The sequence below is a fragment of the Nocardioides eburneus genome, assembly GCF_040838215.1.
In the GTDB taxonomy this organism is placed as follows: Bacteria; Actinomycetota; Actinomycetes; order Propionibacteriales; family Nocardioidaceae; genus Nocardioides; species Nocardioides eburneus.
The window spans coordinates 70,666-83,910 of record NZ_JBFPJR010000001.1; the positions used below are offsets into that span (position 1 = coordinate 70,666).

17 protein-coding genes and 1 pseudogene are annotated in these 13,245 nt (G+C 68.2%); 6 read left to right on the top strand and 12 right to left on the bottom strand.

The annotated features are described in order from the left end of the window. Positions 1-8 precede the first annotated feature (8 nt). A complete protein-coding gene (locus AB3X52_RS00315) occupies positions 9-761 on the bottom strand; it encodes a hypothetical protein (protein ID WP_367990611.1) in 753 nt (250 codons plus the stop codon). 20 nt (positions 762-781) lie between these two features. After that, positions 782-1,468 carry an NAD-dependent deacylase gene (locus AB3X52_RS00320; protein WP_367990613.1) on the bottom strand — a complete coding sequence of 229 codons (687 nt, stop codon included), beginning with the start codon at positions 1,466-1,468 and terminating at the stop codon, positions 782-784. A gap of 63 nt (positions 1,469-1,531) precedes the next feature. Between AB3X52_RS00320 and AB3X52_RS00325 the strand changes: the two genes are divergently transcribed. Then, on the top strand, positions 1,532-3,061 hold the full coding sequence (locus AB3X52_RS00325; RefSeq protein ID WP_367990615.1) for an FAD-binding oxidoreductase: 1,530 nt from the start codon (positions 1,532-1,534) through the stop codon (positions 3,059-3,061). Positions 3,062-3,085: 24 nt separating this feature from the next. Here the strand turns inward: AB3X52_RS00325 and AB3X52_RS00330 are convergent, their stop codons facing one another. From AB3X52_RS00330 to AB3X52_RS00340, 3 genes and pseudogenes are all read right to left on the bottom strand, one after another. After that, positions 3,086-3,694 (bottom strand): PepSY domain-containing protein, encoded by a 609-nt coding sequence (locus AB3X52_RS00330; RefSeq protein ID WP_367990617.1) that lies wholly within the window; start codon positions 3,692-3,694, stop codon positions 3,086-3,088. A gap of 430 nt (positions 3,695-4,124) precedes the next feature. Then, positions 4,125-4,292 (bottom strand): annotated as a pseudogene (locus AB3X52_RS00335) (IS256 family transposase); the annotation flags it as partial. Between the two features lie 308 nt (positions 4,293-4,600). Next, positions 4,601-4,744: a hypothetical protein gene (locus AB3X52_RS00340; RefSeq protein ID WP_367990619.1), complete on the bottom strand. Its 144-nt coding sequence runs from the start codon at positions 4,742-4,744 to the stop codon at positions 4,601-4,603. Between the two features lie 85 nt (positions 4,745-4,829). On the opposite strand from AB3X52_RS00340, the gene AB3X52_RS00345 reads away from it, so the two are divergent. From AB3X52_RS00345 to AB3X52_RS00360, 4 genes are all read left to right on the top strand, one after another. Then, the gene (locus AB3X52_RS00345; RefSeq protein ID WP_367990621.1) at positions 4,830-5,687 is read left to right on the top strand and encodes a restriction endonuclease; all 858 of its coding nucleotides are present in this window, start codon (positions 4,830-4,832) and stop codon (positions 5,685-5,687) included. A 67-nt stretch (positions 5,688-5,754) separates the two neighbouring features. After that, complete coding sequence (locus tag AB3X52_RS00350; RefSeq protein ID WP_367990623.1) at positions 5,755-6,378, top strand: hypothetical protein; 624 nt, start codon at positions 5,755-5,757, stop codon at positions 6,376-6,378. Positions 6,379-6,422: 44 nt separating this feature from the next. Beyond that, entirely contained in the window at positions 6,423-7,301 is an 879-nt protein-coding gene (locus AB3X52_RS00355; RefSeq protein ID WP_367990625.1) for a hypothetical protein, read from the top strand. Between the two features lie 288 nt (positions 7,302-7,589). Continuing rightward, positions 7,590-8,384, top strand: a complete 795-nt coding sequence (locus AB3X52_RS00360; protein WP_367990627.1) for a DUF8611 domain-containing protein — start codon at positions 7,590-7,592, stop codon at positions 8,382-8,384. An 18-nt stretch (positions 8,385-8,402) separates the two neighbouring features. On the opposite strand, the gene AB3X52_RS00365 is transcribed toward AB3X52_RS00360, so the two are convergent. Both AB3X52_RS00365 and AB3X52_RS00370 read right to left on the bottom strand, forming a co-directional pair. After that, the gene (locus AB3X52_RS00365) at positions 8,403-9,128 is read right to left on the bottom strand and encodes a hypothetical protein (RefSeq protein WP_367990629.1); all 726 of its coding nucleotides are present in this window, start codon (positions 9,126-9,128) and stop codon (positions 8,403-8,405) included. A 331-nt stretch (positions 9,129-9,459) separates the two neighbouring features. Next, a complete protein-coding gene (locus AB3X52_RS00370; protein WP_367990631.1) occupies positions 9,460-9,588 on the bottom strand; it encodes a hypothetical protein in 129 nt (42 codons plus the stop codon). 177 nt (positions 9,589-9,765) lie between these two features. Between AB3X52_RS00370 and AB3X52_RS00375 the strand changes: the two genes are divergently transcribed. Further along, a complete protein-coding gene (locus AB3X52_RS00375; RefSeq protein ID WP_367990633.1) occupies positions 9,766-10,569 on the top strand; it encodes a hypothetical protein in 804 nt (267 codons plus the stop codon). A gap of 167 nt (positions 10,570-10,736) precedes the next feature. Here AB3X52_RS00375 and AB3X52_RS00380 read toward each other — a convergent pair whose 3' ends face one another. The 5 genes from AB3X52_RS00380 to AB3X52_RS00400 all read right to left on the bottom strand — a co-directional run bounded on the left by AB3X52_RS00380 (position 10,737) and on the right by AB3X52_RS00400 (position 13,244). Beyond that, complete coding sequence (locus AB3X52_RS00380) at positions 10,737-10,916, bottom strand: hypothetical protein (protein ID WP_367990635.1); 180 nt, start codon at positions 10,914-10,916, stop codon at positions 10,737-10,739. A gap of 376 nt (positions 10,917-11,292) precedes the next feature. Beyond that, on the bottom strand, positions 11,293-11,523 hold the full coding sequence (locus AB3X52_RS00385) for a hypothetical protein (RefSeq protein WP_367990637.1): 231 nt from the start codon (positions 11,521-11,523) through the stop codon (positions 11,293-11,295). 449 nt (positions 11,524-11,972) lie between these two features. Continuing rightward, positions 11,973-12,308 carry a HepT-like ribonuclease domain-containing protein gene (locus AB3X52_RS00390; RefSeq protein ID WP_367990639.1) on the bottom strand — a complete coding sequence of 112 codons (336 nt, stop codon included), beginning with the start codon at positions 12,306-12,308 and terminating at the stop codon, positions 11,973-11,975. Further along, a complete protein-coding gene (locus AB3X52_RS00395; RefSeq protein ID WP_367990641.1) occupies positions 12,305-12,745 on the bottom strand; it encodes a helix-turn-helix domain-containing protein in 441 nt (146 codons plus the stop codon). The genes AB3X52_RS00390 and AB3X52_RS00395 overlap by 4 nt, the downstream gene beginning before the upstream one ends. 208 nt (positions 12,746-12,953) lie before the next feature. Then, positions 12,954-13,244, bottom strand: coding sequence for a hypothetical protein (locus AB3X52_RS00400; RefSeq protein WP_367990643.1), 291 nt, complete (start codon positions 13,242-13,244; stop codon positions 12,954-12,956). Between the last annotated feature and the right edge of the window lies 1 nt (position 13,245).

Consider the following 13,245-nt stretch of genomic DNA (forward strand, 5'->3'; position numbering starts at 1 on the left):
CGCCGCGGCTACTTCCCGGCGGTCTCGGGGTTGAAGATGTCCTTGGTCGCCGGCACCTCGACGGTGAACTTCTGGTCGAAGGCGCTGAAGTCGACCTGGCCCGCCGCCTTGCCCGTTCCGCGCACGATCCGGAGGACGTAGTGGGGGTCGGAGGCCTTGACGTACGCCGTGCTGTGCAGATCGCTCTGGCCGGTCGAGTTCTGGCCGGTCGAGCTCTGCTCGATCGAGATCCGGGCGGTCGGCGTGGTGCCGACCATGGCCGCACCCTGGGACTCGTAGGACGCCTTCGCGCCCAGCATCTGGCTGGTGAGCGAGTCGATCCGGCAGAACGAGCGCAGCGAGGCGAGGTCGCCTGAGAGGACCACCCAGCGGTCGCCGACCGCCTTCGCGACCTCGGCGGCCTCGCTCCCGACCTCGGCCTTCCAGAACGCGAGATCGGCTTTGTACCACGCCCGGCCGCCCGCGCTGCGCAGCTCGATGCTGCCGTCACCGACGCCGATCGTGCCGGCGCAGGAGCCGTCCTGGGACACCGACAGGTCGAGCGCGATCGTCTCGCCGCCCTGGGTGATGGTGCCGGCGACATGCATGGTCCGGAGCCTGCCCATCGCGGCGCGAGCGTCCTTGGCGATGTCGGCACCGTCGGTCTTGGCGTAGTCCTTCGCGTGCCCGATCGAGTCGTCGTCACCACCGCACCCAGAGGTCGCGAGGAGCAGGCCGGTGACCACGAGGCAGCCGGCAAGGGTCCGGGACACACGCAGCATGCCGCACATCGTGTCAGATCTCAGGCGTGCAGCTCGTCCACCCAGGCGGGCACGAGCGTGCCGGCCGGGCCGTAGCGGCTCTCGTCGAAGAAGTGGCTGCCCGCGGAGGGCTCGAGGTTGAGCTCGAGGGTCGCGGCGCCGTACGCCGTCGCGGCGCGCACGAATCCGGCGGCCGGATAGACGGCGCCACTGGTGCCGACGGAGACGAACAGGTCGGCGTCCTGCAGCGCCCGGTCGATGAGGTCGAGCTCGTAGGGCATCTCCCCGAACCACACCACGTCCGGGCGCAGGCCGGCGTGACCGCAGCCGGGGCACGGCGGCTCGTCGACGAGGTCGCCGTCCCAGGCGAACCGGCCCTCGCAGGAGACACAGAGCGCGGAGAGCAGCTCGCCGTGCATGTGGAGCACACGGCGCGAGCCGGCGCGCTCGTGGAGATCGTCGATGTTCTGCGTCACGACGAGCAGGTCGGACCCGAGGAGCTGCTCGAGCCGGGAGAGCGCGGCGTGGGCGGCGTTCGGGCCGACCTGCTGCAGACTGCGGCGCCGCTCGTCATAGAACCGGTGGACGACCTCCGGCGCGCGCTCGAAGGCCTCCGGCGTTGCGACGTCCTCGACCCGATGGCCCTCCCAGAGGCCGTCGGCGTCGCGGAACGTCGGCACCCCGCTCTCCGCGGAGATGCCGGCCCCGGTCAGCACCACGATCTTCATCTCGCACAGGCTAGTGCCGCGCCGTGCTCCGGGCGGCCCTTGTGGCCTGCGCAGAATGGGGGTGTGAGCCCGTGGAGCCGTCGGTCCGTCCTCGCCGCTGCCGTGACCGCCGGCCTCAGCGGCTGCGGTTCGACCGAGCAGCCCGCCGGCTCCGGGTCACCGTCGGGGACGACGTCACCGGCGACCTCACCGGCGACCTCACCGGCGACCTCACCGGTGACCTCACCGGCAGGGCCGTCCGCGTCGTCCGGCGCGATCCCCTGGGACCAGCTGGCCCGAGCCGCCTCCGGGGACCTGGTGCGACCGGGGTCGGCGGCGTACGACCGGCTGCGGAGGACGCCGAACCCTCGGTACGACGCCGCCCGGCCGCTCGCGCTGCTGGAGGTGGCGTCGGCCGACGACGTGGCGATCGGCCTGCGCTTCGCGGCGGAACACGGCGTGCCGGTCGCGCTGCGGTCCGGCGGCCACTCCTACCCGGGCTGGTCGTCCGGTGGCTCGCCGCGGGCGCTGGTGATCGACTGCCGCGGACTGTCGCGGGTGCGCTGGCAAGGCACGTCGGTGACGCTCGGGCCAGGCGCGATGCTGGGTGATGCCTACGCCGCCGTCGCCGGCCGCGGCCGTGCGCTCCCCGGCGGCTCCTGCCCGACCGTCGGGATCGGCGGTCTCACTCTCGGCGGCGGCGTCGGGGTGGTCACCCGGGCCTACGGGCTGACCTGCGACCGGCTGACCTCGGCCGAGGTCGTCCTGCCCGACGGCAGCACCGTGACCGCGTCCGCGGACGCCGAGCCGGACCTCTTCTGGGCGCTCCGCGGAGGCGGTGGCGGTCACCTCGGCGTCACGACGTCGCTCACCTTCGCGACCGTGCCGGCCCCCACGCTCAGCACCACGTATCTCACCTGGCCGGCGTCGGCGGCCGCCGACGTCGTACCCGCGTGGTTCGACTGGCTGGACCACGCCCCGTCGGAGCTGTGGTCGACGCTGAAGCTTCTCGCCGGCGCCATTCACCCCGACGGACCGTCGCTCGGCGCGACCGTGACCTGGGTCGGTGCGGCCGACCGGTTCGAGGCGGTGCTCGCGCCGATCCTCGCCACCCGACCACGTGGTCGCACCGACCACCGGCGCGGCTTCCTCGACACGATGCGGGCGTACGGCGGCAGTGGCGCACGGGAGGCCTTCGCGGCGACCTCGCACATCGCCGACGACGCCCTCGACGCGTCGGCGGTCTCGACGCTCTCGGACCGGGTCGCCGCCACCCCGAGCGGCCTGAAGGAGGCCGGTGTCTCGATCGACGCCCTCGGCGGCCGCGTCGCCGACCTCGGTCCCGGCGACACCGCGTTCGTCCATCGCCGCGCCCGGGCGACGGTGCAATACACCGCCACCTGGGACGGCACCGGTCAGGCCGGGCGCGCGAGCACCTTCGTCCATGGGCTCCGAAGCGCGATGATCCCCGCGTGGGGCGACCACGCCTACGTCAATTACGCCGACCCCACGCTGCGCAGTCCCGGGCCGGCGTACTTCGGCGACAACTGGCCCCGGCTGCGTCGGGTCCGGGCGCACTACGACCCTGACGGGCTCTTCACGCAGCCGCAGTAGCCGACGACGTCGCGCAGCGACAGATCAGCCCACGTCGCGGCCGACCCTGAGCACCTTTCCGCTCGTCGCATCCACGAGGACGGTGGTCCCGGAGTCACCGCCGAAGCTGATCTGCCAGAGCACCGTCCGTCGGTCGGAGTCGATCTCCAGCGACGACAGCTTGCCTTGGCCCTGCGCCCGGCCCGCCGCGATCGCGATCGCGCGCTCCAACGGGACTGCCGCGGACTTGAGCTTCGCGACATCGTCGTCGGGTGTCTTGTCCTGGCGTCGATCGACGACCTTGGCGCCGTCCGCGGTGATGTCGAGCTCGTACTGCCGCTGGCCGCTAGCGACCTTGACGTCCCAGCGCCGCTGCCCACCCGCGGAATCGCTCTCGAGATCGAAGACCTTCCCGCCCGGCACCGACCGCTCGGCCGTGGCGATCGCCGCCAGTGCGGTGTCCGTCTGGGCCGACCTGCTTGGCGCCGGCGAGGTGGGTGGCTCGGTCGAGGTGGGCGCGGGCGAGGTCGGCATCCCCGAGGCCCGCGGGCTGGTTGTGCCGCCCGGGCTCTGCGCCGACTGGGCGGGAGTCGTCGGCTGCGAGCCGCTGTCCCCGCTGTCACTGCCGCAACCCACGACGGCTGTCGCCGCCATGGCGGCGGCTCCCACCGAGAGGACCCTCCTGGCGGACCGGTGACGCATGCGATCGGCCTCCTGTCATCTCACAGACGCTGGAGACCCTTGGTACCCGCCTCGCCCCTGGCGATGCATCGCCGCTCGCCGCCCGTTCGGCCCCGGCCGCGCTGCCTCGAGTCGCCTCAGTAGTACCAGGGGAGCCTGTACGCGCTCGATGGTCAGAGCGATCCGGGTGGCCCCCGGTCGACGCCGTGCGCTTCGTCAACGACGACATGTACGGCAACGGCACCGACATCCAGTGGAAGCAGTAGCGGCGCGCCGGCCGGATGGAAGCCTCAGGGGCACCAGGTCTCGGACGGGGCACCCGTGCCGTACTTCGGTAGTCCTGTCGTGGCGTCGAAGATGCCCCAACCGGCTGGTGTGTCCCCGGTGTACTCGACAACGCAGACTCGGTAGTTCTTCTTCGGGAAGGTCTTGCGCCGACCACCGCGTCGGCATCCGCGGACAGCAGGGCGTTGATCACCGTCTGCAGCAGACTGCGCATCAGATCAGGGCTGGCTTCGGCGAGGGCTTCGCCGAGCAGGCCTGCGGGGTCGACAATGTGAGGAGCGGTCATCGTGATGTTCCGTTCGAGAGTGCTGTGGAAGGTTCGCTCGAAGGATCACGCGGTGGCCGCGTCTTCGTCCGACGTACACGCCGGCGACGACTCGGCGACCGCGCTACACCACTATCGGGGACTCAACTGCGGCATCGCCGTCCCTGTCCTCAACGGTGCGCTGCGCGGGGCCCAACCGGAGGACGGGGCGACGAACGGAGTGAGTGAGCGGGCTGGCCGCCCGAACCCGCTTCGGGTGCGGACTGTCGGCGGCGATGAGACTCATGTTGATGGCAACCGGTTCGCCGGGTGCGATGACGACGGCGTGGTCACCGAGCGGCGTGACGGCCTCGGGCGCCGCGTGACTGTCGGTGACGGCGCTGGAAGTCTGCAAGGTGCAGAAGATGCAGGAGGATCTCGAGGGCCAGCTTGATGATCTCGAGGGCCTCGGTCAGCGTGTTGATGTCGGTCATGCGGGACACCTCCGCGGCGCCGCACGGAGTCCGTGCGGCGCCCGATCAGCAGCGCGGATTGCTGGTGTCCGGCAAGCTAGGAAGGGTGGACACCCCTGACATCCCTCGGTACCAAGACTTGCTATGGCCAGCAGTGGTGGCGATGCGCGAGCTCGGCGGCTCCGGCTCCATCGAGGAGATCGTGGAACAGGTGCTGGCCAAGGAGCAGTTCACCGACGAGCAGCAGGCAGTACTCCACGGCGATGGTCCCAACACCGAGATCGAGTATCGGCTGGCATGGGCACGTACCTATCTGAAGGGCATGGGCCTCGCCATCAACTCTCGGCGTGGTGTCTGGTCTTTGACCGACGAGGGCCGCGTGGTCACCAAGGATCAGATGGAGCCACTGCGACAGGAGCACATCCAACGGCTCCGGTCTGAACGGCGTGACCGCAACACGTCTAAGGAAGCGGACACCGACGACACCGCGCCTGAGGAGATGACCTGGCGGGAGAGGCTGCTCGACGCTCTCATGGCGATGAAGCCTGATGCCTTCGAGAGGCTGGCCCAGCGCCTTCTCCGAGAAGCCGGGTTCGTCTCGGCGAGCGTCACGGGTAGATCGGGTGACGGCGGTATCGACGGCTTGGGCGTGTACCGCATGTCGTTGGTGTCCTTTCCCGTCTTCTTCCAGTGCAAGCGGTACGTGGGCTCCGTTGGCGCCGGAGCCGTCCGGGACTTCCGCGGCGCTATGGCTGGCCGGGGCGACAAGGGCTTGCTGATCACGACGGGGACCTTCACCGCCGACGCGAAGGCCGAGGCCACCCGAGACGGCGCCCCGCCGCTGGACCTGATCGACGGCACGCGGCTTTGCGAACTGCTGAAGGAGTACGACCTCGGGGTACGCACCACCACCCGCTCAGTCGAGGACGTGGAGATCGACCCCGGGTTCTTCTCAGATCTTTGACCTGTTTCGACCAGTGCCGTCGGCCTCTGGCCTTACATCACGTCGCGCTCGACACCGGAGGAGACCAGTGATCCGACAATCCACATTCTTCATTCCGCCGGACATCGAGGCCCGCTTGCTCACGGGAGAACTTGTCAAGCACGGCGGCATCGTTCGCACCACGACTGGTCAGATCTACAAGCACCTGAAGGAGATCGACCTTCCGAGGGGCGGTGACTCCGTTGCGGCTCGGGCAATGCAGATAGCCCGAAACCCCAAGGTGATCGTGGGCAGCGTCGCGATCGTCGCAACGATTGCTGCCGGAGGCGTCACGCTCGCAGCCAGCAGGGCGCGGAAGCGGTCTGCCGTTCCCGAGTGCGTCAACGAGTACAAGGTATCCCTGACTGAGTACCTCGATGCCGTTCGTGAAGGTCGCCTCGACGCGGGCATCATCGACCGACTGATCTCCGTCCTCAATGCCCTAGATGAGTATTCGGCTACCAACAGCAGCGTGACGATCGAGCTGTCGCCGCAACAGGCTGCGATGCTGGTGCAGGTGGTGGTGGACTCCACCAAGCAGTTGACGGACGAGAACTCGATCGACATCGCCGCGCTCCAGGCGCAGGTACCGGCCACCCACAACGGCAATGTGTTCGTTGATCTCCGAAGGCGCCTTGAGGTCCAGAAGCAGATCTTCGATCAGGCTTCTTGACTAGCGCACGTCCACGACCCACCGGATGACCGACTGAGGACTTCATGAGCTGGCGCTGCCCGCACCCCGACCTATGCGGGTCGCAACTACACCTGACCACGCAGTCCCGCGCCGAGTGTCGGCGGCTTGGTGAGGAGGCCACGGCAATCAAGGACCAGCCGGCGCCCTCGTCGCTCTCGCAACTCCGGCCATACCGGGACAGCTTTCGCCAGCGAGAGGAGGAGCGTTCGCTCGCCGAGGCACGGTCGCACGTGCCTGCGGCGGCGCCGGACGGGCGAACAGCCCGCCTCAACGAGATCGGGGAACGACAGCTGGCTGCGCTCGCTGATCACCTGTCGCCGATCGACACGCTAACGGCGTCGATGCTGTACACGGCCAATCGCGGGCTTCGGCTGGGCCACCTTCCCGGGCCAGACGATTGGCTGACAATGATGGCGGGCTACGAGACCTATGCCGACTTCCTCGCCGAGGTGGATGCAGCGTTCACGGCCCTCGGGACGATGATCAAGGTGGCAACCCGAACGAGGGTCTGCCGCGGGATCCGCATCGGCCTAGGCGCCGACTTCGACCCGGCCAACCTCCATGCGCACGTCACGAGCGGTGCGCCGCTCACGTACACCTTCGTCGACCCGGGCTTCGGCTTCGCGACCTTGGACGTGAACGATGCGCTGTACTACGCCCAGGAGGAGAGGGTTGGCCAGGGCACCAACCCACGCCCGGTGTTGATGGTGATGGACCTCCACTCGGCGCTGTACATCCCTGCACCTGAGCAGCGGAGCACCGAGCTTGCCGTTCTGCTCGCACAAAAGACGTGGCTGAAGGACGCCTGCGCGCAGTTCGTGATCCCCCGCGACAGCAGGTGGCGAATCACGTCCGTCGACCTGTCCCGGAAGGTTCCACTGGTCTCACTCACGCAACTCTGACGCTTCGCACCAGCGACCTGTGGAAAACGCGCTCCAGAGTGTCGGTGCGCGGGTGCATCATCAGAAATGTGAAGCTGCGCAACGAAGCCCGCCATCTCCGGGCAAAGCTCTGTCCTCGATGAGGTCCGCGATGACGGCCTTCAACTCGCTGAAGGAGGACGGTCGGCCCACACGGGTCCTGCTACACCTACAGAATGCCTTCGAGATGCTCCTCAAGGCGGCGCTGGTGCAGGACAGGCAGACGGTGTTCGACGAGGACACCGGGAGGAGCAGCACTGGTACACCATCGTGGACGAGGGACTGCTGTACCTCTACACCCGCGCCGGGGTGACTCTGTTCGATGACCTGCTGCACCGGGTGTTCGGTGACCGACTGGCCGACCACCTCCCGGTCAGAGTGTTGCCGGTGGGCACGGAACCGCCCCAGGACTTCCAGACCCTGGTGGACCGGGAGTACGCCAACATCGCGGACCTGCCGAAGCCAGGGCGCCGTGCCCGCGCCGAGGCAGATGCGAGGGTTCGGGCGCTGCTGGCGGAGGCGCAGGTGGGTCCGGACGCCGAGGTGTCCGACGCTGATGATGTCCGCCGCGTGGTCCGTGGCATCAAGGCCGGCAAGGCGAGGGCTGCGGTCTTTCCTCGGCTGTCCGATGTGGCCACCTCGGTCGAGGGGGCGGGCCTCTCGGTGGAGGTGCGGTTCGTCAAGAAGGAGTGCGTCCCGGTCCGGTTGGTGAAGGACGACGAGCAGGTCGACGCCGCCGCGATCCGGCTGGTGCCGTTGCAGAAGAAGTACCACTGGGGTGCCTTCGACCTCGCGGACAAGCTCGGGCTCTCTCGTCCTAAGGCTGCCGCGCTGCGGTGCCACCTGGGCATCGACGCCGACCCGGACTGCGCCTACACCTTCACGTTCGGCTCCCAGAGCCACGTGCGCTTCTCAGACAACGACTACACCCGGATGCGGCATGCCATCGCCGGCGGCATCGACATGGACGCGATCGGGAAGTCCCACGGCGCGGGACGCCACAGAGGACCGAGGCCGGAGTGCAAGCAGGCGGGCTGCCAGGCGTCCGAGTCAGCGGTCTCGTAGGCCGACAACCAGCGGCGGTTACGCCACGCGGTCGTCAGGGAACCAGTCAGGACGGGGCACGCGGAAGCCGGTGCCGAGCGTGTCGGTGTACTCGGCATCCCGGGCGGCGAAGTACCTGCGCTCGCCCTCCTCGACCGCATCCACCCCGTTGACCTCGATGAAGGCGTCGCGGACCGCATCCACCCCGTCCCGCTTGTAGTCGCCGCGGTACTCGGTCCAACTGAGGTAGTAGCTGCTTCCTCGGCTCTCGGAGTCCCACTCCTGGAACCAGTCGCCACGGAGGTCCTCAACGAAGAGGTCCCCGAGGATTCCGGTGATGAAGGAGTGCTCGCTGGTCTGACGCCGCCAGGTGCCGGAGGTTCCGAGAGCGCGGACCACATCCCAGAGCCGAGTACCGATGACCAGATGCTGCCGGCCGGCCTCAACGTCCCAGGCCCCGAATGACGTGTTCGAGTGGTGCTCTGCTGTCACCACCAGTCCGCCCTCGCCGCGCAGCGCCAGTCCCGGAGCATCCATGATCTTGAACCACGTTCCCGGCTTGCGGAGGTCCTCTGCCGCTCTCTGAGCAGCGTCGAGGGAGCCGAACAGGCCACCGGCGCCGTTGTACCGGCGGCTGGTCGTGGAGTGCCAGGCGTTGCGATTGGCGAGCAGGACGTACAGGCGAACGGGCCGGATGCTGAGCAACTCGCCGTCCATCAGACGTCGGTCGCGCATCTTGACCTCTCGGGCTTGGGCGAAGGACATGGCGGAAACCATGGATCTGAATCACCACAAGTCGCAAGTGACTCACCTACTGAGTCACTCCGCTCTCCGCATGCAGCCAAATCTGTCGGCGGTCCCCTCTACGGTCCCTCGTGGAGGTCGAGATGAAGCAGATCAAGCGGTACCAGCCGTGCGGGAAGGCGCGGTATGCCACCGAGCGGCAGGCGATCCGGGTGGCGATGTCGTCGTCACGTCGTTCAGGGTTGCCCCTACGGGTCTACCGATGCCCGGAGTGCAAGGGCTGGCACCTGACCAAGCGGCCCACCTGGAGTCCAGCACCTCGCAAGTCGACTGCTCCAGTCAAGGTCACCGATCAGGCACCGTGCACCTGTGGCCGCTGCACCTGGACCTCCGAGTTCACCCCCACACCGACGAGGAAGGCGGTCTCCTGTTGGCCGAGGGCAAGAAGCGCCGCCGAGGAGGAGGCCTCAGTGACAAGCATGGTCGCCCCGAGCTGGTCGCTGCACCGTTCATTGCCAAGGGCACTGCCAGTTGGCGCGTGGTGGCAGAGCCCGACGAGGACCATTCAGACGAGGACGACAAGTAGATGACTGAGCCAGCGAGCCAATCCTGTGATTTCGCCACGAGCCACCGCGACCCGGCGCTACGGTCCCGCCACGTGAATCGCCTTGCTTTGTCCGCTGCTGGAGCAGCCCTGATCGCCCTGACCCTCACCGCCTGCGGGAGCAACTCCGACGACACCGCATCCAAGGGTGACCAGCCCAGCGGCGGGTCATCGGCGGTCGTGATTACCCCGACGCCCTCCCCCACGCCGTCGGTCACGATCAAGCCGTTCAACGCCAGCGGATACCTGGCCGGCAACGCCAAGCCGACATTCCCTGCCGGGGAGCCGGGCCAGGTGTCCATCGTCGCCCAGGGTCCACTGAACGAGGACGTGGCGGGCGGAGCTGTCCTGCCCATCGCCTACCGGAACAACACCGGGGCTGCGATCTCTCACGTCGACCTCTCGGCGACTGCCCGACTGAACGGGAAGCTGGTGGCCAGCGGCCAGAGCCAGGGAGCCGCACCGGCACAGGTACAACCGGGTGAGGTCGGCCTCGCCTTCATCTACTTCGAGGACTCCAAGTCGATGCCGGACAAGGGGCTGAAGTACGAGTTCACCGCGGACACCATGCCTGCGGACACCTCCTCGTACAACACGGCTCCTCTGACCGTCGGCGAGGCGACCTACAACGGCAGCTCCATCGTCGGGACGGCGGACAACAAGACGGGCAAGCCGCTGACCGGGCCCTACGACGTTCAGGTGTACTGCTTCGCGGGCAACAAGCTGACCGCTGAGGTCGGGTCGTACGCCGATCAGGACAACGACATCAACGCCGGAGCCAAGGTGTCCTTCACCGCGGACCTCTACGACACCAAGTGTGACAAGTTCACGGTCGGGGTGTCGGGCTACTTCCAGTAATCGCGGACGTCTTGCGTCGTCACGGGGCCCTGAATCGGCCTGGGATTGATGGAGGGCATGATCTAACACGCGGAGGAAGGGATCATGCCTGCACCGAAGAAGTACGACGAGGAAACCCAGGCCCGGACAGGTCACGCCATATGGGGAGAACTCCCCGCTCGGCCCGATCAGCCGCGCTGGCGGACCTGGTGGCGCAGGCGCGCGGCGGTCCAGCTCAGGAACGCCGTGAAGAGGCCGCAGAAGACGGCTCCGCCCCAGGCTCGGCTCAGCAGGAGTCCGAGCGTGACCAGGGCCAGGAGCACGAGCATGGCGACGCTGATCCACAGACCGACCTTCTTGCGCCACATGAGCTGTGCGTGCTCCAGGCTCTACCTGGTCTCGGGCGCCGTCCCGGCCGCAGCGACGGGACTGCCCTTGGACCACGCTCGCCTCGCCCGCCAGTCGACGATCAGGAACGGCACGATCGCCACCACGATGACGAGCAGCGCCCCGACGGGGGGCGTGGTTGAACGTCGGGTTGTAGAGCAGCGGCTCAGCGAACATCGGCGCTCGTCGTTCCCTTCATTGGTGGCGGTCGTCGACGCATACTGCTCGGCCCTGTCCCTGCTGCAACTCCGTGGCCAGGCGGTTTCCGAGGCTGTCGACGGCGGGGGAGCCCTCGCCGGGATGCGGATTCACTCTGACGGTAGCGCCACCCGGCGAGATCGCGAGCCCTGCCGATGTTCACTCGGCCGGTCCCCCCGCGCTGGGGATCGGGATGGTGGCGAAGGGAGCACCGATCTGGTGGGCGAGCTGTCCAGGTCGATGTCTCGCCTCACGTACCGGCCCGAAGGCAACCTCGTGCTCGGTGGTGAGCGGCATCCCGGAGACAGACAGCACCTGCTTGATGGCGCTGACGTTCTCCTCGCGGATCTCCCGGTCGCGGGCGCAGCTCTCGCAGAGCACCCGCTCCATCGGCCCTCCCCGGCTGGGTCCGGGGCCGGCCATGTGCTGCACGTAGCCGCAATCAGAGCATCTGGTGGCGTTACCCATGACTGCTCCGGCGGGACGCGGGCCGGGCTATGTGTCTCCAAGCATGGGCAACTCCTGATGGGGGTCGATCGTCCGTAGCGACTCGCGAAAGTAGCCCCGGCATCCCCTCAATCGACGCCTGATTCGATCCGCAGAATGGCCGCATAGAGAGTGGAGCGGAGACGGCTCGGGAAGACGCGGACTCCACTGACGCCCATCTGAGAGCTCGTCGTCTCGTCGGCGTACTCGCGTCGCTCGCAGACGTCACCGACGCTCACGGGCCCCCTTGAACGCGTCAGTGGAGTCCCTGACGACGTCGGCGCTGTATCGCCTCGCCGCTGGCCAGCACCTCTGGATCCGCTATCCCGTAACGCTGGAGCGACTACCAGACCTCAGCTGATCAAAGCGACGATGTAGGCCCGGATCTGGGGTAGATCAGTCACCAGCGTGTCCCACACCGCGCCGTAGTCGGTGCCCTCGTAGTGGTGCGCCAGCCGGTCCCTCATCCGCTTGATGGCGGACCACGGCACCTCGGGATGCTGTGCCATCGTCTCTGGGTCTATCCGGGCCACGTTCTCGCCGATCTTGATGATCACCGACTCGGCGGCCAGGCCGGGCACGTTGTCCGCGTCACCGAGGTACCAGTCGTGACCCCGGGCCACCAGGTTCCCGCCAAGGTCGCAGAGGCGGACGATCTCCCGCAGGAGACGATCCTCGCCTCCGCTCACACCGCCACCGCCGTGGTGAGGATCTCGTGGTCCGCGGACAGCCCCCCGTCGGTGACCACGTCCACCTCCACCCCCAACAGCTCGGAGGCTTCCTCGGCGAAGGCGGCCAGGCGAAGCAGCCCCACACCGTCGGCGCGAGTCACCAGCACGTCGAGGTCGGAGCCGGGGCTGTCGGTACCGCGCATCGCCGAGCCGAACACTCGGATGTTGGACAGGCCATATCGACCAGCCAACTCCACCAGGGCATCGCGGTGAGCTGCCAAGGCGTCATGGGGCAGCGGTCGGACCGCTCGCCGGATCCGGTCCATCGTCTGTGCGGAAGGCCGACGGCGTCCGGTCTCATAGGCAGCGATGTTGGGCTGCGCCACTCCTGAGCGCGCGGCCAGCTCATGCTGACTCAGGCCCGCAGCCTGTCGGAGCGCCCGAACGTCGTCCATAGCGACGATTATATCGCCCGATATCAGAGTGGATCGGCGCTCCAGCCCTGGTGCGGTAGGACAACGCCATCAACCGGCGCTGGCGAGCCACCCGCGATGGTGCCGGACTCTCAACGCCTACTCTCACCTGTGGCCCGCAACCGAAGACCGAACCCGCGGAGCGGCGTCCGTACTGGCGAAGGTTGTTCTTGGGGCGCGGACGCCAACGTCAGGCGTCGGCGGAAAAGCGGCCCACGATCCGCTGGAGGGTCTCGATGTGCGTCCGGGTGAGCATGCCCTTGCTGGCGTAATCCTCGACCGCCGCCAGATAAGTAGTGACGTTCTGCTCGGCCGATCGGTCCCGCCTGGCCTCGCGCTCCTCGTCTCGCCTCTGCTCAGCCTCCTGCGCCCAAGCCGCGGCCTCGGTGGCGGTGGGCGCCGTGCGCGTCGACCGCCGACCGTTGTCGAGCAGGACCGACGCCTGCCAGTTTCCGGACGGCAGTTGGCGAAGGGATGCCACG

Coding starts and splice junctions, on each gene's coding strand:
- AB3X52_RS00380 (WP_367990635.1), bottom strand. CDS start 10,916: ATGTGGCGCAAGAAGGTCGGTCTGTGGATCAGCGTCGCCATGCTCGTG.
- AB3X52_RS00315 (WP_367990611.1), bottom strand. CDS start 761: ATGCTGCGTGTGTCCCGGACCCTTGCCGGCTGCCTCGTGGTCACCGGC.
- AB3X52_RS00320 (WP_367990613.1), bottom strand. CDS start 1,468: ATGAAGATCGTGGTGCTGACCGGGGCCGGCATCTCCGCGGAGAGCGGG.
- AB3X52_RS00340 (WP_367990619.1), bottom strand. CDS start 4,744: ATGACCGACATCAACACGCTGACCGAGGCCCTCGAGATCATCAAGCTG.
- AB3X52_RS00395 (WP_367990641.1), bottom strand. CDS start 12,745: ATGGACGACGTTCGGGCGCTCCGACAGGCTGCGGGCCTGAGTCAGCAT.
- AB3X52_RS00385 (WP_367990637.1), bottom strand. CDS start 11,523: ATGGAGCGGGTGCTCTGCGAGAGCTGCGCCCGCGACCGGGAGATCCGC.
- AB3X52_RS00370 (WP_367990631.1), bottom strand. CDS start 9,588: ATGCTTGTCACTGAGGCCTCCTCCTCGGCGGCGCTTCTTGCCCTCGGC.
- AB3X52_RS00330 (WP_367990617.1), bottom strand. CDS start 3,694: ATGGCGGCGACAGCCGTCGTGGGTTGCGGCAGTGACAGCGGGGACAGC.
- AB3X52_RS00365 (WP_367990629.1), bottom strand. CDS start 9,128: ATGTCCTTCGCCCAAGCCCGAGAGGTCAAGATGCGCGACCGACGTCTG.
- AB3X52_RS00355 (WP_367990625.1), top strand. CDS start 6,423: ATGAGCTGGCGCTGCCCGCACCCCGACCTATGCGGGTCGCAACTACAC.